Below are 22,403 nucleotides of genomic sequence, written 5' to 3' on the forward strand. Positions count from 1 at the left end.
AGAGCTACCTCGCAGGCCTCGAACTCCGCGCCTCGATGATCTGGCTCGAAGACATCCTGCGAACAGCCGATTGATCACGACATCACACAGGCCCTAGGTCACTACGGCGAACGCGACGCCGCCATCCCCGCCGAGAGCCTCGACATCCTCCGCGAGACGATCCATCGGCAGGCCGGCATCACCCCGGACTTCCGCCTCTACCCAGCCGATCACGCCTTCTTCAACGACGGCCGCCCCGAGGTCCACGACCCCGAGTCCTCGGCCCTGGCCTGGGGCAGCACCGTGGAGTTCCTGCGCGCACGGCTGGGCTGAGTTCCCTCCGTACGTGACTCAGTAGGTGTACGTGTTCAAGGTGGCCACCGCCGACGAAGACGAGCCGAGGTCATAGCGGTCCACCGCGAGGAAGTTGGGCTTCTTGCGGGCGGCCGGCTGGCAGAAGCGCTGGGCGCGGTCGGTGAGTTTGGTGTTGTCGGTGGTGGCCGTGCCCGCGATCGGGACGTCGCGGAAGTGGTTCATGACGAAGAGCGGGCGGAAGGGCGGCGCCGTGCGGGTCAGCGGGATGTTGGTGTTGGCGTCGTACCAGCGGCTGTAGCAGGACCAGTCGGAGGTGCCGATGCCGGACCCCATGGACCAGTAGTTCTCGACGGTCCACTCGCGCTGGTACATCACACCGAAGGTGTCCCGGGTGAGCCCCGCGGCCTGGTCGGAGGACCGGCTGTGGTCGCTGAATATGAGAAGGCGGTCATTGGCGGCGATCAGATCCGCCATCCGCGGCCAGCCGCCCGCGCGTACGCCGGTCTGGTCCGGGCGGTAGAGGACATCGGACAGGCCGTTCACCCGAGCCAGTTCACTGCGCAGGACGCCCGGATCGACGTAGTCCTCGAGGAACACGGTGATGAACTGGCTGCGGTTCTGTTTCAGGAAGTCCACCATGCGCTGGAGGTCGACCCACAGCGCGACCGGGCTGCTGACGAGTGTGCAGCTGTTGTGGCACAGGATCGCGCCATCCGGTGTCTGGTGGATGTCCAGCATGAACCCCCGTACGCCGTCGGTGAGTTGCTGGTTGATTCCGCGAGTCTGGTTCGGCACAAGGTTCACGAAGGGCGGGGCGAAGCCGCCGTCGACACCGTTCGCGTACGCGTTGTGCGAGGTGAGGAACGTGACCTGGTCCAGGGTGCGGTGGTCCGGCGCAGGCATCGGAGCGGTCGGTGACGCCACCGGCGTGAGGTACCAGTTGGCCAGGCCGCCCGCCGGGCCCGCGACGGGCGGGCCCACGACCAGCTGGGCGGGGTAGTTGGCCCCGGAGGGCGGCTTGGCGCCGACCGTCAAGTAGCGCTCGGCGCCGGGGACTTTGAGGGTGTACTGGTCGGCTCCGTTCGGTCTCACCTCCCACGCGGCGTCGGCGCTCGCGCATGCCACGGTTCTGGCCTGGTCTCCGGAACGGCCCAGACAACTGCCCGCCGTATCGGTGCTCTCCAGCACGTACGAGGCGCCGCTCGGCCGGAGCGTCCACTGCTGGCGGTCCTCGTTGCCCCTGGGGTTGCGCTGGACGACCGCTCCCCCGCCGTCGGCGGCGTTCAGTCCCGTGGTCGCGCTCTGTACGTAGTAGGCGCCGACGCCCGGCACCTCCGCGGCGGAGGCGGGCGAGGGGGCGACGAAGACGGTGGCCAGCGCCGCGCCCGCGGCGGTGACGGCGAGCAGGGGGCGACGGTTCCGGAGCATGGGGGGTCCCTTCCGCTGCATGAGGATGCGGCCGCATACCGGTCAATTCCGGTACGCAGCTGCGGAGTTGGCGATCGGCTACGACAACGCAGTGATCCTCGTGCGGTACGGCCCGTCATGGTGCCGTATCCGGTCGGCGGGTGCCAGAGGTCAGCCCGTCATGACCGTGAGACGCAGCGTGGATCCGGCCTGCCCGGTGCGCACCGAGACCCGGCCCGCGGGTACGTCGGAGTCGATCTGCGGGTAGTCGTCGCTGGAAATGCGCAGCGTCAGCCGGTGGCCGGCGGACACCCTGTAGTGGACCGGCCAGATGTGCACGCCGAGTGCGTAGGTGGTGCCCGGCTTCACCGGGGACAGCCGGGTGTGCGTGTGACGGTGGCTCGCCTTGAGCCAGCCTTCCGTGATCCGGGTGCTGGTGCCGTCGGGCGCCTGGTCGTACAGCACGGCCGCGATGTTGCCGTCGGCGGCGGTGAACGAGGCGCGGATGTCGGCCAGGGCGTCTCCCGCGAGCACCAGGTCGTGGCGCAACGGCCGTGTGCTGAAGGCCAGTTGCTCGTGCTCCGCCGGGGGTGTGGTGCCGGTGTTCACGTCGAACGCCGCCATGCCGGGGGCTGCCGCCGAAGGGTGCAGGATTCCGTTCCGACCCAGCCGCAGGGTGAGCGCCCGGGCGTCGCGCGGTGGCCACTGCTCGAATTGCTGCCAGCCCCTCCCCGCTCCGGGGCCGGGCACCTCGTAGGAGGTGACGTGGGTGGCCGGCAGCGGCGCGCCTCGGTCACGGGCCAGCCAGCGGTCCCACCAGGCGAGGTAGGCGCCGTTGCCGATTCCCGCGTACTGCCTTTCGGGCGAGCCGTGCTCCCAGGGGCCGGACACGAGCCACACGTTGTGCGGGCGGGCCCGGTAGTTCTTCACCATGCCGTCGCGGTAGCGGTCGTACCAGCCGTTGATCTCGAGGGTGGGCACGGTGAGGTTCTCCCAGCGGGACATCACGCTGCGCCCCCGCCAGAAGCCGTCGTAGAACGGGTGCTCGGCGTAGGTGCGGAGCGTGCCGGGTGCCACCGTCTGCTGCCATTCACGGATGCGCGGGGAGTAGATGCCGCCTCGGTAGATGGTGTTCTCGTACCAGTCGTGGATGCCGTTGACCGGGATGACGGCCTTCAGGTGGGGCGGTCGGTTCACCGCGGCCAGGAGCGTGGTGTGACCGCCGTAGCTCACCCCCATCTGGCCGATGCGTCCGGTGGAGGCGGGGTGGCGGGCGAGCCACTCGATGACGTCGTAGTTGTCGCGCTGCTCCTGAGGGCTGAACGGGTCGACGGTGCCCGGTGATTCGCCCGATCCCCGGACCTGGCAGACGACGGCGTTGTAGCCACGGCGCACGAAGTAGGCGGCACCTTCGCCGAAGGCGTCGGCACTGTCCGCGTAGGCCGTGTACTCGTACACGATGCCGGGGAAGGTGCCGGCGGCGGGCCGTCCGGCGGAGGTTCCCGGCCGGTACAACCGGCCTGCCAGGTGGCTGCCGTCGCGGAGGGGCACCTCGACGTCCTCGCGTACGACCTCGTAGCGGGCGGGGCGGTCGTAGGCGAAGAAAGGGTCGGGAGGGAGCCCGGGCCCGCTGACGGCGCCGGCCCGTGACGGCAGGACGGCGGCCAGGGGCACAGCAAGTCCGAGGGAGCACAGGGTTCGTCGGGACAGCGGCGGGTTGTCTCGCTGTGGGTTCATGCGCACGCTTTCCTCGGCACCGCGTCAGATTCCTTGGCACCGCGTCAGAGGGAGAAGCATCAGAGAGAGAAGGCGCCGGTGATGAGCGCTCCGGCGGTCATCACCAGGGTGGTGGCGAAGGCCCAGCGGAAGATGAAGCGCTGGTGCTCGCCGAGTTGTACGCCGCTCATGCCGACGAGGATGAAGGTGGAGGCGGTGAGCGGGCTGAGCGGGAAGCCGGTGGTCATCTGGCCGAGGATGGCGGCCCTGGCGACTTCGGCCGGGGGGACACCGAAGCCGTCGGCCGTCTGGCCGAGGACCGGGAGGACGCCGAAGTAGTAGGCGTCCGGGGTGAAGACCAGGCTGAGCGGCATGGACGTGAGGGCCACCAGGACGGGCAGATGCCCGCCGAGCGCGTCCGGGATGACGCCGACGAGCGCCTCGGCCATCGAGTCGATCATCTTGGTGCCCGTGAGGACACCGGTCAGAACACCGGCCGCGAAGATCATCGTCGTGACCAGGACCACGCTCTTGGCGTGCTTGTCCAGCAAGGCCTGCTGCTGCTCCCACGTGGGGTGGTTGACCAGCATGGCGACGGCGAACCCGAGCACGAACAGCACGGGGAGCGGCATCACTTCGAGGATCAGGCCGACGACGAGAGCGATGGTCAACACCAGGTTGAAGACGGTCAGCCAGGGCCGGGCAGGCGCAGGCACGCGAAGAGTCCCCGGCCCGTCTCCCGCGCCTGCGGTGGGACGTGCGCCCGCTTCCGTCCGGCCTTCGGCGGCCTCTTCCGTACGGTCGTCCTCCGTACGGTCGTGGTCCTGCGAGTCGAGCATTCCGAGGCGGCGACGCTCCCGACGGCCGATCAGATACGAGGCCACCAGAACCCACGCGATACCGAACCCCATCGCGGGCAGGACCGGCGTGAAGACCTCCGAACTCTCCAGCTTCAGCGCCGCCATGGCCCGGACGGTAGGACCACCCCAGGGAATCATGTTCATGACTCCCGCACCCAGGCAGACGACCCCGGACAGCACCAGCGGGCTCATGCCGAGTCGTTTGTAGACGGGCAGCAGGGCGGAGACGGTGATGAGGAACGTCGAGGCCCCGTCACCGTCCAGTGCCACACACATCGTGAGGACGGCGGTGCCGACCGTGATGCGCAGCGGGTCGTTGCGAACCACCCGCAGAATGCCGCGGATCAGTGGATCGAAGAGGCCCGCGTCCACCATCAGGCTGAAGTACAGGACGGCGAAGGCGATCATGATGCCTGTCGGGGCCACCGTGGTCAGCCCGTCCAGGATGAGGTCGCCCAGCTCGTCCCCGAAGCCGCCGGCCAGTGCCGCAAGCACCGGGAGCAGGACCAGGGCGACCAGGACCGAGACGCGCTTGGTCATGGTCAGCAACAAGAAGAGGCCGATCGTGGTGTAGCCCAGGGCTGCCAGCATGGAGTCGGCTCGCTTTCTCGGGGGACGGCTCCTGGCGGCGGGAAAGCGAGGGCCTGGAGCATCGGTCTGTCGCGGGAGAGTTTCCGAGCGGCAACAGATCGGTGTCCAGCATCGAACCGGGATCAACTCATGCGATCTCCGCATCAATGCGGAAGCCGTGCGCCTATCCTCCGGCCATGGATGCCACCTTGCGCCAACTCGCGGCCTACGCGGCCGTCGCCCGGGCGGCCAGCTTCACCGCCGCCGCCGCACAGATGCACGTATCGCAGTCGTCGCTCAGCCGCGCCGTGGCGGACCTTGAGCGGCTGCTCGGCGCACAGCTGCTCGAACGAGACACGCGCAATGTGCAGTTGACCGCGGCGGGAGTCGAGGCCCTGCGGATAGCCGAGCAGATCGTGAACGCACATCGAGCGGGCATGAAAGAACTACGGCGGTTCCTGCTCGGCGAATCGGGAACCGTCGCCGTGGCCACCCTGCCGTCGGTCGCCGCTGTCCTGCTGCCGCGGGTGATCACCCAGTTCCGTACGCAGCGGCCGCAGGTGGCCGTGCGCATCCTCGACGGCCTGGAGCGGTCGGTGCTGGACCGGGTCCTCAGCGGCGACGCGGACTTCGCGATCACCACGGTCGGCAGACCGTCGGACCAACTGGAGCAACGGCCGCTGGTCCACGACCGGTTCGTGGCAGTGCTCCCGCCACACCATCCGCTCACCGAGCGCGCCGAGGTCTCCTGGGAGGACCTGGCCCGCGAGCCCTTCCTCGCCGTGGGCCGCGACTCGAGCGTACGCAGACTCACCGACGCCGCCTTCGCCCAGGTCGACGCACACACGGAGCCGGCAGCCGAGGCCGGCAGCATCGCCACGGTGGGCGGCCTGGTGGCAGCGGGCCTGGGAGTCTCCGCCCTCCCCGCCCTGGTACTGCCCCTCACGGGCACGGGCCAGGTCACCTGCCGCCCTCTGGTCGCCCCCGCGGTCAACCGCCGCCTGGACATCGCCCTGCGCACCCGCCGAACCCTGCCACTGGCAGCCCACCATCTGCTGGAAACGCTGGATGCGCTGCGCGACCAGGGGCACGAACTGCCGGACGGGGTGGCGTGGTCCGAGTAAGAGCGCCCCTTCAGGGGCGCGGGGCTGTATCAATGCTCGGCTCCGCCGCGGGGCGCGCCCCTTCAGGGGCGCGGGGAACTGCGCGACCAGCCACGACGGACCCGCAGCCAGGTACGAACCGGGTTGGGGGTCTGGGGCGCAGCCCCAGCGGGGTCTGGGGCCGGCCCCAGGGATGGGACGGGTAGGGGCGGCGGGGGCGAAACAACCCCCATTCATGCACAACCCGCATGGATTGATCGACTTCCTTTGCTGGACAGGCATTTCTCCGCTTCGGCACGCTGAAATCCCCGAGACCCAACAAGGGAGAACCCGGATGACGAGGAAGTGCAACGGTGCCGGATGAGCGCCGAGACCCCGGCGGACAGGGACAACTACGCGGGCTGAAGGTCGTCGAGTTCGCCCACGTGGTGGCCGGTCCCCTGGCCGGCTCGATGCTCGCCGACCAGGGCGCCGACGTCGTACACGTCGAACCCCCCGGCACGGGAGACGCGGCCCGCGCGATGGGCCCGCAACGAGACGGCGTCCCCCTGTGGTTCAAGGTCGCCGGCCGCAACAAGCGTTCCGTGACCCTGGATCTGCACCACAAGTCCGGCCGCTCCGTCGCCCACCGGCTCGTCGCCTGGGCAGACGTCGTCATCGTCACCCTGCGCGCCGGGCGCCTGCGCACCTGGGAGCTGGACTGGGAGTCCGTGCACCGCATCAACCCCAAAGCAGTACTGCTGCAGATCTCCGGCTTCGGCGCGACCTCCTCACAGGCCGACGCCCCGGGCTTCGGCAAGATGGGCGAGGCCCGCAGCGGGGTCGTGCAGCTGACCGGATTCCCCGACGGGCCGCCCGTCCACACCGGCTTCTCCCACGGCGACGCCGTGACCGGCCTGATGGGCGCGTACGCCGTACTCGCCGCCCTCCACCGCCGGGACCACGACCCCGACTTCGACGGCGAATGGATCGACCTCGCGCTCTTCGAGCCGCTGTTCCGGCTCGTCGAGTGGCAGGTCATCGTGCACGACCAGCTGGGAGAGGTGCCCGAGCGCGCCGGCAACCAGCTGGCGGTCGCTCCCGCCGCTGTGATCAACACCTACCGTTCCCGTGACGACGAGTGGATCACCGTGACCTCCGCGACGCCGCGCTCGGTGCGCAATGTGGCCCGGCTGCTCGGGCTGCCCGAGGAGGAGTTCGCCACGACGCGGCAACAGCACGCGCGGCGCGGCGAGTTGGACGAGGGGCTGCGCACCTGGGTGGCACAGCACTCGACCGCCGAGTGCCTGGAGGAGTTCGCCCGGGGTGAGGTGGTGGCCTCGCGGGTGTTCAGCGCCGCCGACATCGCCGACGACCCCGTGTACGCCGAACGCGGCGACATCGTCACCGTCGACGATCCCGACCTGGGACCGGTACGCATGCAGGCGGTCATCCCGCACTTCCGTCAGGTCCCCGGGCGGGTCTGGCGCACCGGTCCCGCCCTGGGGCAGGACAACCGCCTCGTCTACCGCGAGTGGCTCGGACTCGACGAGAAGGAACTCACCGACCTTGAGAAGCAAGGTGTCGTGTAAGCCGGGATACGCGGGAGACAGGGTGTCGTACAGCACGGAAGTGAGGACACCGGACCGGCCCCCGCTGCGCTCCCTGCTCTTCGTCCCTGCGAACCGGACGGAATGGCTGCCCAAAGCGCGCGCGGCCGGTGCCGACGCCGCGATCCTCGACCTGGAGGACGCCGTACCGCAGGAGGCCAAGGCGGGTGCCCGTGCCGCGGTGGTGGAGGCCATCGCGCGGGCCGCCGGGGATCCGCCGGAGAGCATGGCACTGTTCGTCCGGATCAACCCGCTCGACGGCTGGGCGGGAGCCGAGGAACTGCGCATGGTCGCGCGCCAGGGTCTGTCGGGCATCGTCCTGCCCAAGGTGGGCTGCGCCGAGGACGTACGGTTCGCCGACCGGTTGCTCACCTGGTGCGAGGACCAACAGGGCCTGCCTCGGGGCCAGTTGGCGCTCGTACCCTTGCTGGAGACGGCTCGAGCACTGCGCGAGGCCCACGACATCGCCTCCGCCGCCGCGCGAGTCGCCTACCTCGGCGCCCTCACCGCGCCCGGCGGCGACGTCGAACGTGCCGTCGGCTATCGCTGGACGCCGGAGGGAGCCGAAACCCTCCCGCTCCGCTCCCGCGTCCTGCTGGACGTCCGGGCGGCGGAATCGCCCCACCCGGTCACCGGCCTGTGGACCCGCCTGGCGGACCTGGACGGCCTGCGTGCCTTCGCGGAACAGAACCGCTCGCTCGGATACGAGGGGATGATGGCCATCCACCCCTCCCACATCCCCGTCATCAACGATGCCTTCTCCCCCGGCCCCGAGGAACTCGCCCGCTATGCCCGCCTGGTCGCCACCGTGGAGCAGGCCCAGGCCCGCGGCCAGGGCGCGGTGTCCTTCGAGGGCCAGATGGTGGACGAGGCCATGGCCGCGACGGCACGGCTGGTGCTGGAGCGGCATACGGCCACACACTGACTCTGGTCAGTGGCCCTTGCACTGAACTAGCGTGAACCGCTCCAACCCAACGCCCGCAAGCGCGCCGGAGGGACGACGGATGCCGCCTGAACTGCGCAGCGCACAGTGGTACGCGGGGACGGACCGCAACGCCTACATCCACCGTGCGTGGATGCGACGCGGCCTTCCCCGGAACGCCTTCTCCGGCAGGCCGCACATCGCCATCGCGAACACAGCCTCGGATCTGACCCCCTGCAACGCCCATCTCGGCGAGGTCGCGAAGTCCGTACGGGACGGTGTGCACGAATCCGGCGGCATTCCGCTGGAGTTGCCCGTGGTCTCGCTCGGCGAGACCCAGATGCGGCCCACCGCCATGCTCTGGCGGAACATGGCCGCGATGGCGGCGGAGGAGATGTTCCGCGCCAACCCGATCGACGGTGTCGTACTCCTCGGAGGGTGCGACAAGACGATCCCCGCCCTGCTCATGGCCGCCGCCTCCGTGGGCCTGCCCGCCGTTGTCGTACCCGGCGGCCCGATGCTCACCGGCACGTTCCGCGGCCGGCCGCTCGGCTGTGGGACGGATGTCTGGCGGCTGAGCGAGGAGGTCCGCGCGGGGACGCTGTCCCAGGAGGACTTCACCCGCTCCGAGTCGTCCATGATCCGCAGCCGGGGGCACTGCAACACGATGGGTACGGCGTCGACGATGGCCGTCGTCGCGGAGGCGCTCGGCATGACGCTGCCCGGACTGGCCGGAACGCCCGCTCCCGACAGCCGTCTCCTCGAAGCCGCCCATGAGACAGGGAAGTTGGCCATCGAGCTGGTGGCCGAGCAGCGCACGCCCGCCGACGTCATGACCGCCGCCTCCTTCCACAACGCGATCGTGGCGCTCGCGGCCACCGGCGGGTCCACCAATGCCGTCGTGCACCTGCTGGCCATCGCCGGCCGGCTCGGCGTACCGCTGAGCCTGGACGACTTCGACCGGATCGGATCTCATGTCCCGCTCCTGGTCGACCTGTTGCCGGCGGGCACACACCTCATGGACGACTTCCACCGCGCGGGCGGACTCCTCGCGGTGCTCCGCGAGGTCCGCGACCTGCTCGACCCCACGGCGACCACCGTCACCGGGCGGCCCCTCGTCGACTTCCTTGACGACGCGGAGAGTTGGGACCGGGAAGTGATCCGCCCCCTCGAGACGCCGCTCAAACCGGACGCGGGCATCGCCGTGCTGCGCGGCAACCTCGCCCCGAGCGGAGCCATCATCAAGCCCGCCGCCGCCTCGCCCGAGCTGCTCCAGCACCGGGGCCGAGCGGTCGTGTTCGACCACATCGAGGACTTCCACGCCCGCGTCGACGACCCGGATCTGCCCGTCGACGCCGACTCCGTGCTCGTGCTGCGCGGCTGCGGCCCCAAGGGCTACCCCGGTATGCCCGAGGTGTCGAACATGCCCCTGCCGCGCAAGCTGCTGGAGCAGGGCGTACGCGACATGGTGCGGATCTGCGACGGCCGGATGAGCGGCACGGCGTACGGAACGGTCGTCCTCCATGTCGCCCCGGAGGCCGCCGCCGACGGTCCACTGGCGCTGGTACGCGACGGCGACTGGATCACTCTCGACGTTCCCGCACGCACACTCACCCTCGAGGTCGACGACAGCGAACTGGCACTGCGTACGCCCAACAAGACGACCCTCGACGGATTCGCGAACCCCGGACGGGGCTGGGAGCGCCTGTACGTGGACCATGTGACCCAGGCGGACACTGGCGCCGACCTCGACTTCCTGACCGGTTCTTCGGGGTCGGCGGTGAGCCGTGAATCGCACTGAGCCAGGTCATGTATCCCAACCGCTATCCCAACTGCGCTGTTAGCGTGGCCTCTTGAGTGAGGAGACGGAGACAGCAGTTGACATCGACCACGTTTCGCATCGGCGGGGATCTTGACGTACGACGACTCGGGTTCGGCGCCATGCACTTGCCGACCGAGCCCGCCCCCGACCGTGAAGCGTCCATCGCGGTCGCCCGGCGGGCCGTCGAGCTGGGCGTCACGTTGATCGACACGGCGCATCTGTACGGCGGAGGTGCCAACGAAGAGCTCCTCGCCGAGGCCCTGCACCCCTACCCGCCAGAGCTGCTCATCACCACCAAGGTGGGCGTCGCGCGATCCGCCGAGACGGGTGAGTGGGGGCTCGACGGGAGGCCCTCCGTGCTGCGCACTCAGGTCGACGACGCCCTCCGCCGACTGCGCGTCGAGCGGCTCGAACTGCTCCAGCTGCACCGCATCGACCCGGAGACACCCCTGGCCGACCAGCTCGGCACGCTGCGGGAACTCCAGACCGAGGGCAAGATCGGCCGCGTCGGACTGTCCGAGATCACCGTCGCCGAACTCGAACAGGCGCGGGAGATCATCGACGTCGTGAGCGTGCAGAACCGCTACAACGTACTCGACCGCGAGCACGAGCCCGTGCTCACGGCCTGCGAGGCGGCGGGGATCGCGTTCCTGCCGTGGCGGCCCGTCGCGTGGGGCACGTCGGGCGAGCGGGCTGAGATCGCCGCTGTGGCGACCGAGCTCGACACCAGCCCTACGCAAGTGACGCTCGCGTGGCTGCTCGGCCACTCGCCGGTCATCCTGCCGATCCCGGGCACCGCCCGGATCGACCACCTGGAGGAGAACCTCGCGGCGGAACACCTCCAGCTGACCTCGTCCCACCGTGACCGCCTCGACCAACTGGCCGCGCTGGCAACGGTGTAGGCCCACGGCAGCCAAGCCGTGCCTAGGAGGGAGCTCCTCCGAAGCCGATCTCGTTGCCGTCGGGGTCGCGGTACAGAGCCTTGCGCACGCCGTTGGAGTAGGTCTCCCGCTTCACGGTCTCGATGCCGCGCTCGGCGATCTGCGCGACGCGGGCGTCGAAATCCTCGACGAAGATCGTCTGGATGCCGTGACCGGCGTGCTCGGCGTTCTGCTCGATCGCCACAAACCGGTGCTCGGCAAGCTCCCACACGGCTTCCGTGTCGGACGCGATGTAGGTCGGCTCCCCCAGCAGTCGCGCGTACCAGTCTTTCGCGGCCTCGTAGTCGCGGACGTACATCCCGGCGAACAAATCGAGTGACATCCGGCCATGCTAAGCGCCTGTCAAGCGCCCGGCGACACGAGCCCGGTCTCATAGGCGAGGACGACGGCCTGGGCGCGGTCGCGGAGGGCGGGCTTGGCGAAGATGCGAGCGACGTGGGATTTCACGGTGGCTTCGCTGAGGGTCAGCTCGGCGGCCAGTTCGGCGTTGGAGAGACCGCGGCCCAGGAGGGTGAGGACTTCGAGTTCCCGGGGAGTCAGGGCGGCGAGGTCGCGGTGCGGGGGCGCCGCTTCGGTGCTTCGGCACTCATCGTTGCCTCCGGCACCACGCCAATGTTCGCCTCCGGCACTGCGCCCACGTTCGCCTCCGGCACCACGCCAATGTTCGCCTCCGGCACTGCGCCCACGTTCGCCTCCGGCACTGCGCCCACGTTCGCCTCCGGCAAAACGCTCGACGAGGCGCTCCCGGTTCGCGGCGGCGCGGACCCGCCGACGCTCGCTTTGCCGGTCCGCCTGTCCGTGCCACCGGCGCCCGAACGTCCGGTCTTCTCACCCGGCCGTGCCCCAGTCAGCACACTGGACCCACTGTTCAATACCTCCACCCGGAGGGAGTGGTCGGCGTAGCGACTCGTTGTGGAGTACACGCAGAGAGGAAGACGCGGTCGCGATGGCGCACGGCAACCGGCCGCGACAGGGTGAACCTCGGCAGGAAGCGGTCCCCCTCCACGTCGGCGGCAGCCCGCGCCGGGCGGAGCCAGGGAAAAATCTTGATTTGGGGGGTTTCATATGTTATGGACCGCGCTAAACTAAAAGTGCCTACGGGACGAGCGAGGGAGTTCGACGGGAGTAGCCGACTTCGGCGGAAAGTTTCGGCTTCCGCTCGGGCCGACTGCGACTGTCGGGCTGAGAGGCTCAAAGGTCGAGAGACCGGCGAGCGACCCCTTGAACCTGATCCGGACAATGCCGGCGCAGGGAGCCCGTCTCGTAGGTCTTTTGTGTGCCCTGCACCGGCGGACAGCACCGCACTACGGTGCGATTCATGGATGTCACCGTGGTAGCCGCAGCCCGTGAGGACGACAGCCCGACGGATGAGCCCCTGCGTATCGCGATGGTGGCCGACCGGCTCGGATATGGCGAGGTGTGGGTCGGCGAAGGGCCCACGTGGGACGCGTTCGTCCTCGCGACGACCATCGGTCTCGCCACCGATCACGTCGCGCTGACCGTCGGCCCTGTCCCGGTCTCCGTCCGCGATCCGGTGACCATCGTGCGGGGCGCCGCAGCCGTCGCGGCCGTCGTCGGCCGCCCGGTCGGCGTGGCCCTCGGCGCCTCCAGTGTCCGGGTCGTCGAGGGTGTGCACGGCCGGTCGCGCGCCAGGGCCGCCACCGTCCTGGCCTCCAGCGCCGAGGCCGTACGGGACCTCATGAGGCGCGAGCCGGGCGAGGAGATCACGCCCGGCAGCGGCTTCCGGCGACGGCTGCCGCCGCCCGGCGGAGCGCTCACGGTCGCGGCGTTCGGCGACTGTGCCATCGCCGTCGCGGCGGAGCATGCCGACCGGATGGTGCTCGACGTGGTCTCCCCCGGGCAGGTCGGCGAGCTCCGCGCCAAGCTCGACGCCGCGGCGAAACGAGCGGGCCGTACGCCGCCTCGGCTGGCCGCCTGGCTGCCCGCGGCCGTGGATCCGACGCCCGAATCCCGTACGCAGATCCTGCGCAGCCTTGTCGGCTACCTCTCCGTCCGCGGTTACAGCGACATGCTCGCCGCGGCCGGGTTCGGCGAAGCCGTGGAGCTGGCCCGCACGGGCGCCGACTCCGGGACCCTGCTGGCCGCGCTGCCGCCTGAGGCCGCGACGACGGTCGGCCTCGTCGGCGACATCGACGCGGTCCGCTCACGTATGGACGCCTACGCGGCGGCCGGACTCGACGAGATCGCGCTCGTCCCCGCGACCAGTGGCGATCCCGGGGGCGAGCGCACACTGACAGCGCTGGCCACGTGACCGCACGCAGTGCCTCAGGCTCGGCTCGGCAGTCGGCGCCTCACACCGCCACGCCCTCCACCTGAAGCGTCTGCACCGCACCCGCCCCGAACGGCACTCGCAGCAGTTTGCCGCTGAGGTACGTGTCCGCGCGTTCCGTGTAGAGGTCGCCGCCCCCTGCGGTGACCGTGTTCCAGCGGCGGACCAGACCGCCCGTGCCGCCGGCCACCGTGCCGAAGCGGGAGAGGTCGAAGGTCAGGGTCTGTGCCGCGCCCGTGTTGACGGCCACGATGACCAGGCGTCGGGCCGCCGTGTCCAGGGCGGCCACCGCGTAGCCGACGCCCGTGTCGAGGATCGTCATGCCGGGGCGGATGTGGCGGCTGAACTGGGCCATCACGTAGTACTTCGTCTGGACGGCGCCCGCCTGGAGCGTGTTCTCGTTGTAGTGGATCATCGCCCAGCCGGCGGACGGGTCCATCACCTGCCAGTAGCACCAGGCCGTGGGGTGCAGCCAGCGGAAGTCCAGGCACAGGTTGCTCGCCATGGTGAGGCCGGTGCCGTCGCTGTCGCCGTACTCGGAGTTCCACAGCTGCTTGCGTGCCGTGGTGACGACGTCGGTGTAGAGGAGGTCGCGCCGGCCGCCCGATCCCTGGTAGCCGTGCACGTTGACGCGGCTGACCAGCGCCTTGGTCGACGAGCTGAACGAGTTCCATGTCGTACGCGCCAGGTCGTAGCTGGTCTCGTCGGAGGCCGAGATCCGCGTACCGGTCAGCCCGCGCTTGTCGAGTTCGCTCCGCAGATGCGGGAGGACGGCCGACTGGACGGTGGCGTCCATGTGGCAGCCCTCCTGCCGTCCGGTGGCCGTCCACCAGTTGGAGGAGGGCTCGTTGAACGGGTCGACGGTCGCGAAGTTCACGCCCCAGTCGTTCTTCGCGTACAGGGCGGTGGCGGCCAGGTGGGAGGCGTGCTGGCGGTAGTTCCAGGACTGGAGGTTGTTGCCGCCGCCGGCGGCGCCCGAGGGGTTGTGGTTGAGGCACATCCACCACATCGGGGAGTTGGCGAACAGCTCGCTGACCGCGCCCCGTGCGGTCGCCTTGACGAGCGCGGCGCGCTGGGGGGCGTCCGCGGACCACTTCCAGGCGGAGGACGCCGGGTCCTCGTTGTTCCAGTCCTGCCAGAAGCCCTCGATCTGCTTGAAGCGGGGGATGTTGGGCGAGGCCACCATGGTGGCGCCCTCCACCCTGTTCCAGCTGCACGCGCCGAGGTTGTAGCGGGCGATGTTCAGGCCCAGACCCGGCAGCGTACGGCCGTTGTAGGCGACGGACTTGGTGGTGAAGAAGGCGTCGGCGAAGTCGTCGCGCGCCCCGAACACGTTCGCCCACCAGGCCAGGGAAGTGCCCCAGCCGTCCCAACGTCCGTACGTCGTACCGGGGTTGACCGCGATGGTCGCGTCGGCCCGGGCGGTGCCCGTCGCCAGGGCACTACCGAGGAACGTACCGCCCGCCGCAGCCAGTAGTGCCCTGCGTCTGATCATGGAGAAGTCCCTTCTGTCGCGCTCATGCCACGCGTCTGCTGAAGGATGGGCCGCAGCCGTAGGGCTTGTCGAGAGCTATGACAGCGCTTTCCATTGGGTCCGTCGGATCCCTTGACGCTCACCCGTTTCATTGCTTCTCTCGAAAAGCTGCTACTGGGAGCGCTCCCAGCCCTTCGGTTGAAAGGGAACTCCGTGCAGACCACCCCCGACATGCGCGCACTGTGCCGCCGAGCCAGACGCGCGCTGCAAGCCGTCCTCACCGTCGCTCTCGTCGCCTGCCTGCTGTCCTGGGCGGGCAGCGGCTCTCCCGCGGGGGCCGCACCGGGCGACGGCTCGGTGTCCGATCCCAACATCGCCTATGTCGGGCGCTGGGACACCAGTTCCGGCACCGCCGCCACCCCCCACTGGAGCGGCACCTACCTGCAGACGTCCTTCACCGGCACGACAGTGCGGGTCAAGGCGCGGGACGCGGTCAACTTCTACGTCAGCATCGACGGCAAGCCGGACGTCTTCCACGCCGGCGTACGCGGAACCGTGAACCTCACTCCCCAGCCGCTGCCCGCGGGCACCCACACCCTGCGCATCTCCTACCGCTCCGGCGACACCGTCTTCCAGGGCCTGGTACTGGACTCCGGCGCACGCACGGTCGCTCCGGCCACGCCGTCCGGGCTGATCGAGTTCGTCGGCGACTCCATCACCGCGGGCGCCCTCACCGACCGGCTCGCGCTCGACTCGTACGCCTGGAAGACCGGCGAGCAGCTGAAGATGCGGCACACCCGGATCGCCCGCGCCGGCTACTGCCTCGTCGCCCAGTCCGGGTGCACCGGTCTGAGCGGCCAGTTCTTCAGGACGGGCAGCACCGGCACCCAGAACTGGGACTTCTCCCGTTACCAGGCGAGCGCGGTGGTCATCAATCTCGGCACCAACGACATCGGACACGGCGTGTCCGGCGCCGCGTTCCAGTCGGCGTACACCGCGTTCCTGCGCGACATCCGCGCCAAGTATCCGAACGCGGCGCTTTTCGCGGTGCAGACGCTCAAGAAGCGGTACGTCGCCGAGACCAGGGCCGCCGTCAGCGCCCGCAACAACTCCGGTGACGCCAAGGTGCATTACGTCGACACCACGGGCTGGCTCACCGACGGCGCCGACTACGAGGACGGCAACGGACACCCCAACGAGGCGGGTCACAGCAAGTTCGCCAGTCGCCTCGCACCGGTCATCAGCTCCCGGCTGGGCAGCACCACGGCCAGTCCCGTGAAGGCGGCGGCTCCCGGTCAGCCCGGCGATCCCAACATCAAGTTCGTCGGGCGCTGGGACACGCAGAGCTCCAGCGCCCTCTACACCCCGTACTGGGCGGGCGCGTACTACCGGGTCGGCTTCACCGGCAGGACCGTGCAGCTGAAGCAGCGGAACACGATCGACTTCTGGGCGCGGATCGACGACGGGCCCGTGAAGTTCTACGACGACGTCAAGGGGACGGTGAACCTGACTCCGTCGGCACTGTCCGCCGGGAACCACACCCTCCAGGTCAACTACCAGGTGGTGGCGGGCTCCTATCGCGGCGACGCCGTGTTCCAGGGGCTGGTACTCGACAGTGGGGCGACGACCTTCGCACCGCCGGCGCCGGGCAAGCTGATCGAGTTCGTCGGCGACTCGATCACGGTGGGCACGACATCCTCGCAGAACGCCCGTACCGCGTATGGCTGGTTGATCGGAGAGCGACTCGGTACCGAGCACACGCAGATCGCCCAGGGCGGCGCGTGTCTGGTCGCCGCGGCGGACGGATGCGTGGGCCTGGAGCGGCAGTTCAGCAAGCTCAATCCCAACGCGTCCACCCCTGACTGGGATTTCGACCGCTACCGGGCGGACGCGGTCGTCATCAACCTCGGCACCAATGACGTCGGCCACGGGGTGAGCGCCGCGCAGTTCCAGTCGGCGTACAGCAGTCTGCTCGGCAAGGTCCGTGCCGCTTATCCGCAGGCCTGGATCTTCGCGCTGGAGACATTCCGCGGACGGTTCGTCCCGCAGACCGAGGCGGCCGTGAAATCAGCTGTCGACGGCGGCGACTTGCGGGTCTCCTTCGTCGATACGACGGGCTGGCTGGGCTCGGGCGACCTCACGGACTCGGTCCATCCCAATGACCAGGGTCATCGCGCGATCGCCGACAGGCTCGCACCGGTCATCGCGGCCAGAATCGGCGCCTGACCGCCCGAACAGGACAAGCATGACAAGAAGTCCCAGGTCACAGCGATGCGCCACCTGTTCCGGAGGATGAGCGGGGCGTTGCGAAAACGCCCCGCTGGTGAGAATGATTCTCACGAGCACCTCCCCGGAGGAACGAAACGTTGGCGATCGGCTCCACGGACGTACTGTTCGCGCTGGACTCGATCCCCGCGATCTACGGTCTGACCGAGGACCCGTACATCGTCTTCACCGCCAACGCGTTCGCGCTGATGGGGCTGCGCCAGCTGTACTTCCTCATCGGCGGCCTTCTCAAGAGGCTGGTCCACCTCGGCTACGGACTGTCGGTCATCCTCGGCTTCATCGGCGTCAAGCTGGTGCTGCACGCGCTGCACGAGTCCGGCGTGCATGTGCCGGAGATCTCCATCCCGTTCTCGCTCGGCTTCATCGTCCTGGTCCTAGCCGTGACCACGGTGACCAGCCTGCGCGCCTCGAAGAAGCAGGTACTCCACAACGAGGCAGCGGCGGCAGGGCGGAAGGCGGACGACTCCGAGACCGCGAGTCAGCCGGACCGCACGGCTTGATCCGGGGCGCTGCCCCTCGGTCTCCCGTCAGGCTTCCGCTGCCACGCGGACCGGGAGCCCGTCCGGCAGGTCGAACTGGATCCCGGCAGCATCCGGCAGGGCCGTCGCCTCAGCGCCGTCGAGCCGTATCCCGTGGCTGAAGCGTGCGGGCAGGAGCAGGCGCGCGGGCGTGGTGCCCGGTCCCTGCCGTAGGACCCGTATCTCCAGCCGGCCCTCGCCCGCGTGGACGTCGAGGTCGACCCGGCCGAAGCGGGTGGGTGTGCCTTCGACGCGGATCTCGGCGCCCGGTCGGAACCAGTGCGCGGGCGCTCCCGGCAGCAGGTCAAGGCCTGCGCCACGTTCGAAGATCAGCAGGTGACGCACCAGGCGGATGAACTCGGCCGATGCCCAGTTGTGTGGCATGTCGCCGCAGACCTGGAGGTGCCCGCTGCCGGTCAGCGGCTGTTCCTCGCGCCAGACGCGGGTCGGGGAGGCATGGTTGGCGAAGGCGTAGAGGTAGTCGGCCGCCTTGTCGGGGCGGCCCGCGTACAGCCAGACGTGCGCGGCGAAGGATGCCTGGTACGTCCACACGGCCTGGTACGGCAGCCAGCCGGTGGTGGCCGGGATGCCCTGCTCGTCGTCGCGGACCTCGTACAGGTCGAGCAGGTCGCACACCACCTCGTCGTCGGCGACGAAGACCTCGCCGGGCCAGATGGCATGGCACAGCGCCCAGGTCGCGGTCTCCGGCCGGATGCGTCGCCAGACCGGCACCTGGCTGCCCGGGAGATGCGGTACGAACTGATGCTCGCCGCTGCCCGGCAGGTTCATCGGGAGGTACCGCAGACCGTCTTCGGTGGTACGCCGCTGGGCCTTGGCGGACCGTTGGAAGGCTGCGAGCAGGCTCTCGAAGAGGTCACCGAAGCGTTCGGCGTCGGCGCACTCGCCGAGCATGCGGGCGCCGGTGACCGCGTAGCGAAGGCCGGTCAGGATCCACATCGTGGTGGTGTACTCGGCGCGACAGCCACCGAGCCCACCGTCCCCGAACGCCTCGGGCAGCAGGCCCCGGAGCGGGTGGTCGGCGGGCAACTCGGCCGCCTGCTCGCGCAGTTCGGCGATGTGGGTCACGGCCGCCCGGACGGTGGGCCAGCGCCGACGCAACTCCTCGGCGCTACCGGTCAGTTCAGCCTGTCGTACGAGCGTGGCGATGGCGATGCCGGTCTCCTTGACGTACGGCTCGCTGTCCAGCTGCACGATGGAGCCGTTCGGCCTGACGCGCCGCATCAGCACCTCGAGGCCCGCGTCCGCCGTGTCGTCCCACCCCAGATAGCGCGCCGCCTCCAGGAGGAAGTGGCCGTCGACGAGCCAGAGCCCCCGATAGATCGTCGGACCGACGTGCAGCACCGGCAGATCCTGCTCGATCTCGCGGGCCTGGAGCATGTTGCGGGCGCAGGCGGTGAGCATGTCCTGTACGGCGGGGTCGGGCACGGTCAACGGCAGCCGCTGGACGTCGAGTTGATCCCAGTAACGCCGCTCCGCCCGCAGCGCGGCGTACGCCTGGTCGAGGTCCAGGTCGCCCTCGGTCAGCGGGACGACGACCGCCCCGCTCACGCTCTCGCCGCCCCGCAGCAGCACCGGCCGCGTGACCAGTCCGTCGGCCGGCCGGAACCCCCGAGCGGAACCGCCGGTCAGCGAATGGCCGCGGGACAGCAGGCGCCAGGCGTCCGGAGGGGCCGCGTCGACGGTCGGCAGTCCGTCCGTCCAGTCCGGGGTGGCGGGCGCCTTGTCGACAGGTAGGCCGTACACCTCGTGGCGGGATCCGACGCTCGCGAGCGTCTCCCCCCGCAGATACGCGTCGATGTGCAGACCGGTGAGGATCTCGTCCACCCCGGGCGCCGCCCTGACGGTCCACAGGACGACGTCGTACCGGGCCGCCCCGTCATAGTGCGCGAACGTGGTCAGTTCGAGTGTCTGGTTCGGGTACGCGACGACCGTACGGACGATGGCGCGCCTGGCGCTCTCCGTCTCCTGGCTGATCCGGACGGGACGGTGCGTGGTCTGCGCGGAGAACTCCACCGTCCGCGCGAAGGACCAGGCGTCGAAGCCGCTCGCGTGGAAGCCGTAGAGGAGGGCGCCGTCCTCTCGTACGAGACTCTTGTGCGGGTCGTCCGGCCGGCACAGCAGTGTCCAGGAGGAGGCGGGCGCGTGCCTGAAATCGATCACGGGACTGGTCATTTGATGGCGGGTCACTTCACGGCTCCGGCGGTCAGGCCCGACACGATGCGCCGCTGCGCGAACAGCACGAGCAGGACGACGGGCAGGGTGATGAGGACGACCGCGGCGTCGATGCGGTTGTAGAAGACCTGGAACTGGCTCTGTCCGAGGTTCACGATCGCCAGCGGCGCGGTGAACTGTTCCGGGGTCTGCAGGAAGGACTGGGCGAACGCGAAGTCGTTCCAGGCGAGGATGAAGGAGATGATCGCGGAGGTGAAGACCGCGGGCATCGCCACCGGGACGACGATCCGCCACAACACCTGCAGGCGGCTGGCTCCGTCGACCATGGCCGCCTCCTCCAGGCTGCGCGGCACTTGGTCGAAGAAGCTCTTCAGCAGCCAGGTCGCGATCGGCAGCGTGTAGACCATGTACGCGAGGACCAGCCCGCCCGGCGAGTCCAGCAGGCCGAGGTTGCGGTAGACGAGGAAGAGCGGGCCGACCATGGCCAGCACGGGGAAGAACCCGGCGAACAGTACGAAGCCGAGGACGATGCCCGCGCCGCGTACCCGCAGCCGGGACAGCGCGTAACCGGCCAGCGTCGCGCACACCACCGACAGCGCGGTGCTGACCAGGCAGATGAGCAGGCTGTTGAGCAACGGGCGCAGGAAGTTCTGGTCGGAGAGGTTGTCGCCGTAGCTGGCAAAGGTGAGGTCCTTGGGCAGGAAGCCGGTGACTCCCTCGGAGAACTCCTGCGAACTCATCAGCGAGGTCCGCAGGATCCACAGGAACGGGAACAGCGCGACCGCGACGATGACCGTCACGAGCAGGCCGAACCCCGTACGCCGCCAGGCCGCGGCCCTGCGTCGGCGGTCGCGCGCGGACTTCCGGGCGTGGTGCTGTTTGGCCGTCGGCGCCGGGGCGGGGCGCCGGGCCACGTCGAGTTGTCCGGTCATCGGGCCGCCTCCCGGCTGCTGTCGGTCCTGTCGCCGCCGTCGGTGCGGAAGATCCGGACGTACCCGGCCGCGACGAGCAGCGACAGCACGACGAGTACGACGGAGACCGCGCCGCCCGTACCGAAGTCGGTCTCCACGAGGAACTCGCGCCAGTTGATGTAGGAGAGGGTCTCGGTCGTGTTGCCCGGACCGCCGCCGGTGAGGATGAAGACGACGTCGAATACCAGCAGCGCGGAGAGCGTACGGAAGATCAGCGCCACCAGCAGGGCCGGCTTGAGCAGGGGCAGGGTGACGCGCCAGAAGGCCTGCCAGGCGCTCGCGCCGTCGATCCGGGCCGCCTCGTAGAGCTCGTCCGGGATCACCTGGAGCCCGGCGAGCAGGATGATGGCCACGAACGGCACGGTCTTCCACGCGTCGGTGACGCCGATCGCCACCCACGCCGTCCACTCGCCGCCGAGCCAGTTGGTGTCGGCGCCGGGCAGATGCAGGGCGCTGAGCGCCTGGTTCACGAAGCCCGTCTGCGGGTCGAGCATCGTCTTCCAGGACGTGGCCGCCACCACCGTGGGGACGGCCCATGGCACCAGGACGGCGGCGCGCACCCAGCCGCGGCCGCGGAAGGGCCGGTGCAGTACGAGGGCTACGACGAGCCCGGCGATCATCTGCGTGAAGACGGACACCGCTGTGTACACCAGGGTCCTCGCGAGTGCCTGCCGGAACGCCGGGTCGGCGAACACGTCGCGGTAGTTGCCGAGGTCCGCGAAACCGTCGGCGGTGGGATCGGCCAGTTCGACGTGGCGCACCGAGTTCCACAGGTTGTACGCCAGCGGGAACGCCGTGACCGCGAGCAGGATCACGAGGGTCGGCGTCAGCAGCAGCCAGCCCAGCCGCCGGTCCGCCGCCGCGGCGCTCCCCCAGCCTCCGGCCGGGGGGACCCCCATCTCGCTTCGCTCGCACCGCGGCGGCCGGTCTGCTGCATGGGTGGCGCTAGACATTGGCCGCGTCCCGGACCTTGGGAGCCGCGTCGGACAGTGCCTTGTCCGGTGCGGTCAGGCCGGACACGACGGAGGACAGCATGGTCTGCAACTGGTCCGACACCTTCGGGTAGTTGGGCGACACGGGCCGCTGGACGGCGACCTTGGCCACCTTCTCGACCTCCTTGAAGTACGGCGCCTCCTTGAAGAGTTCGGCGCTGTACGCGGCCGACACCGACGGCGGATTGCCGGCCGCCAGTGCCCGGGTGACCTGGACGTCCTTGCTGGTGAGGTACTCGATCAGCTTCCACGCGGCCGTGGTGTGCGTGCTCTTGGCGTTGACCGCGAGCATCTCGGCGCCGAGCGTGGCGCCCTTGCCCGCGAAGGGCACGAAGCCGACCTTGCCCTCGGTGGGGATCTTGGTGGTTAATTCCAACTTTCGTGCTTTGGCGCCGAGTTGGCGGGCGTTGTGATGACTGGCGGAGTCGGTCGTGGGTCTGCCCGTGCGCCAGGGG

At 69.7% G+C, this 22,403-nt stretch carries 16 protein-coding genes and 3 pseudogenes; 9 read left to right on the forward strand and 10 right to left on the reverse strand.

Annotated elements, in window-relative coordinates; genetic code table 11:
• Window positions 1-87: 87 nt before the first annotated feature.
• Window positions 88-312, forward strand: a pseudogene (locus ABD357_RS23700) (dienelactone hydrolase family protein); the annotation flags it as partial.
• Between the two features lie 18 nt (window positions 313-330).
• Here ABD357_RS23700 and ABD357_RS23705 read toward each other — a convergent pair.
• The 3 genes from ABD357_RS23705 to ABD357_RS23715 all read right to left on the reverse strand — a co-directional run bounded on the left by ABD357_RS23705 (window position 331) and on the right by ABD357_RS23715 (window position 4,868).
• Window positions 331-1,722 (reverse strand): phosphoinositide-specific phospholipase C-related protein, encoded by a 1,392-nt coding sequence (locus ABD357_RS23705; protein ID WP_344392738.1) that lies wholly within the window; start codon window positions 1,720-1,722, stop codon window positions 331-333.
• 150 nt (window positions 1,723-1,872) lie between these two features.
• Window positions 1,873-3,438, reverse strand: coding sequence for a CocE/NonD family hydrolase (locus tag ABD357_RS23710; protein ID WP_344392739.1), 1,566 nt, complete (start codon window positions 3,436-3,438; stop codon window positions 1,873-1,875).
• A gap of 59 nt (window positions 3,439-3,497) precedes the next feature.
• Window positions 3,498-4,868 carry a CitMHS family transporter gene (locus ABD357_RS23715; protein WP_344392741.1) on the reverse strand — a complete coding sequence of 457 codons (1,371 nt, stop codon included), beginning with the start codon at window positions 4,866-4,868 and terminating at the stop codon, window positions 3,498-3,500.
• Window positions 4,869-5,044: 176 nt separating this feature from the next.
• Here ABD357_RS23715 and ABD357_RS23720 point away from each other — a divergent pair, with 176 nt between their 5' ends.
• The 5 genes from ABD357_RS23720 to ABD357_RS23740 all read left to right on the forward strand — a co-directional run bounded on the left by ABD357_RS23720 (window position 5,045) and on the right by ABD357_RS23740 (window position 11,185).
• A complete protein-coding gene (locus ABD357_RS23720; RefSeq protein WP_344392742.1) occupies window positions 5,045-5,971 on the forward strand; it encodes a LysR family transcriptional regulator in 927 nt (308 codons plus the stop codon).
• 332 nt (window positions 5,972-6,303) lie between these two features.
• Window positions 6,304-7,521 carry a CaiB/BaiF CoA transferase family protein gene (locus tag ABD357_RS23725; RefSeq protein WP_344392743.1) on the forward strand — a complete coding sequence of 406 codons (1,218 nt, stop codon included), beginning with the start codon at window positions 6,304-6,306 and terminating at the stop codon, window positions 7,519-7,521.
• 22 nt (window positions 7,522-7,543) lie between these two features.
• A complete protein-coding gene (locus ABD357_RS23730; protein ID WP_344392744.1) occupies window positions 7,544-8,464 on the forward strand; it encodes an HpcH/HpaI aldolase/citrate lyase family protein in 921 nt (306 codons plus the stop codon).
• Between the two features lie 79 nt (window positions 8,465-8,543).
• Window positions 8,544-10,262, forward strand: a complete 1,719-nt coding sequence (locus ABD357_RS23735; protein ID WP_344392745.1) for an IlvD/Edd family dehydratase — start codon at window positions 8,544-8,546, stop codon at window positions 10,260-10,262.
• A gap of 77 nt (window positions 10,263-10,339) precedes the next feature.
• Window positions 10,340-11,185, forward strand: a complete 846-nt coding sequence (locus ABD357_RS23740) for an aldo/keto reductase (RefSeq protein WP_344392747.1) — start codon at window positions 10,340-10,342, stop codon at window positions 11,183-11,185.
• A gap of 22 nt (window positions 11,186-11,207) precedes the next feature.
• Here ABD357_RS23740 and ABD357_RS23745 read toward each other — a convergent pair whose 3' ends face one another.
• Together ABD357_RS23745 and ABD357_RS23750 are read right to left on the reverse strand one after the other, a co-directional pair.
• The gene (locus tag ABD357_RS23745; RefSeq protein ID WP_344392748.1) at window positions 11,208-11,546 is read right to left on the reverse strand and encodes a VOC family protein; all 339 of its coding nucleotides are present in this window, start codon (window positions 11,544-11,546) and stop codon (window positions 11,208-11,210) included.
• Between the two features lie 20 nt (window positions 11,547-11,566).
• Window positions 11,567-11,791: pseudogene (locus ABD357_RS23750) on the reverse strand (response regulator transcription factor); the annotation flags it as partial.
• 751 nt (window positions 11,792-12,542) lie between these two features.
• Between ABD357_RS23750 and ABD357_RS23755 the strand changes: the two are divergent.
• Window positions 12,543-13,496: an LLM class F420-dependent oxidoreductase gene (locus tag ABD357_RS23755; RefSeq protein WP_344392749.1), complete on the forward strand. Its 954-nt coding sequence runs from the start codon at window positions 12,543-12,545 to the stop codon at window positions 13,494-13,496.
• A 40-nt stretch (window positions 13,497-13,536) separates the two neighbouring features.
• On the opposite strand, the gene ABD357_RS23760 is transcribed toward ABD357_RS23755, so the two are convergent.
• Window positions 13,537-15,009, reverse strand: coding sequence for a glycoside hydrolase (locus ABD357_RS23760; protein ID WP_344392750.1), 1,473 nt, complete (start codon window positions 15,007-15,009; stop codon window positions 13,537-13,539).
• Between the two features lie 192 nt (window positions 15,010-15,201).
• Between ABD357_RS23760 and ABD357_RS23765 the strand changes: the two genes are divergently transcribed.
• Both ABD357_RS23765 and ABD357_RS23770 read left to right on the forward strand, forming a co-directional pair.
• A complete protein-coding gene (locus ABD357_RS23765; RefSeq protein ID WP_344392752.1) occupies window positions 15,202-17,214 on the forward strand; it encodes a GDSL-type esterase/lipase family protein in 2,013 nt (670 codons plus the stop codon).
• A gap of 140 nt (window positions 17,215-17,354) precedes the next feature.
• Window positions 17,355-17,774, forward strand: a pseudogene (locus ABD357_RS23770) (TerC family protein); the annotation flags it as partial.
• Window positions 17,775-17,801: 27 nt separating this feature from the next.
• Here the strand turns inward: ABD357_RS23770 and ABD357_RS23775 are convergent.
• The 4 genes from ABD357_RS23775 to ABD357_RS23790 all read right to left on the reverse strand — a co-directional run.
• Entirely contained in the window at window positions 17,802-19,973 is a 2,172-nt protein-coding gene (locus tag ABD357_RS23775; RefSeq protein WP_344392754.1) for a hypothetical protein, read from the reverse strand.
• A gap of 23 nt (window positions 19,974-19,996) precedes the next feature.
• Window positions 19,997-20,917 (reverse strand): carbohydrate ABC transporter permease, encoded by a 921-nt coding sequence (locus tag ABD357_RS23780; protein WP_344392756.1) that lies wholly within the window; start codon window positions 20,915-20,917, stop codon window positions 19,997-19,999.
• Entirely contained in the window at window positions 20,914-21,855 is a 942-nt protein-coding gene (locus ABD357_RS23785) for a carbohydrate ABC transporter permease (RefSeq protein ID WP_344392758.1), read from the reverse strand. Before ABD357_RS23785 ends, ABD357_RS23780 begins: the two co-directional genes overlap by 4 nt.
• Window positions 21,856-21,901: 46 nt before the next feature.
• A partial coding sequence (locus ABD357_RS23790) for an extracellular solute-binding protein (RefSeq protein WP_344392759.1) occupies window positions 21,902-22,403 on the reverse strand: 502 nt, incomplete at its 5' end.

Origin of the sequence: Streptomyces vastus (assembly GCF_039532825.1) — a bacterium.
GTDB classification, from domain to species: Bacteria; Actinomycetota; Actinomycetes; order Streptomycetales; family Streptomycetaceae; genus Streptomyces; species Streptomyces vastus.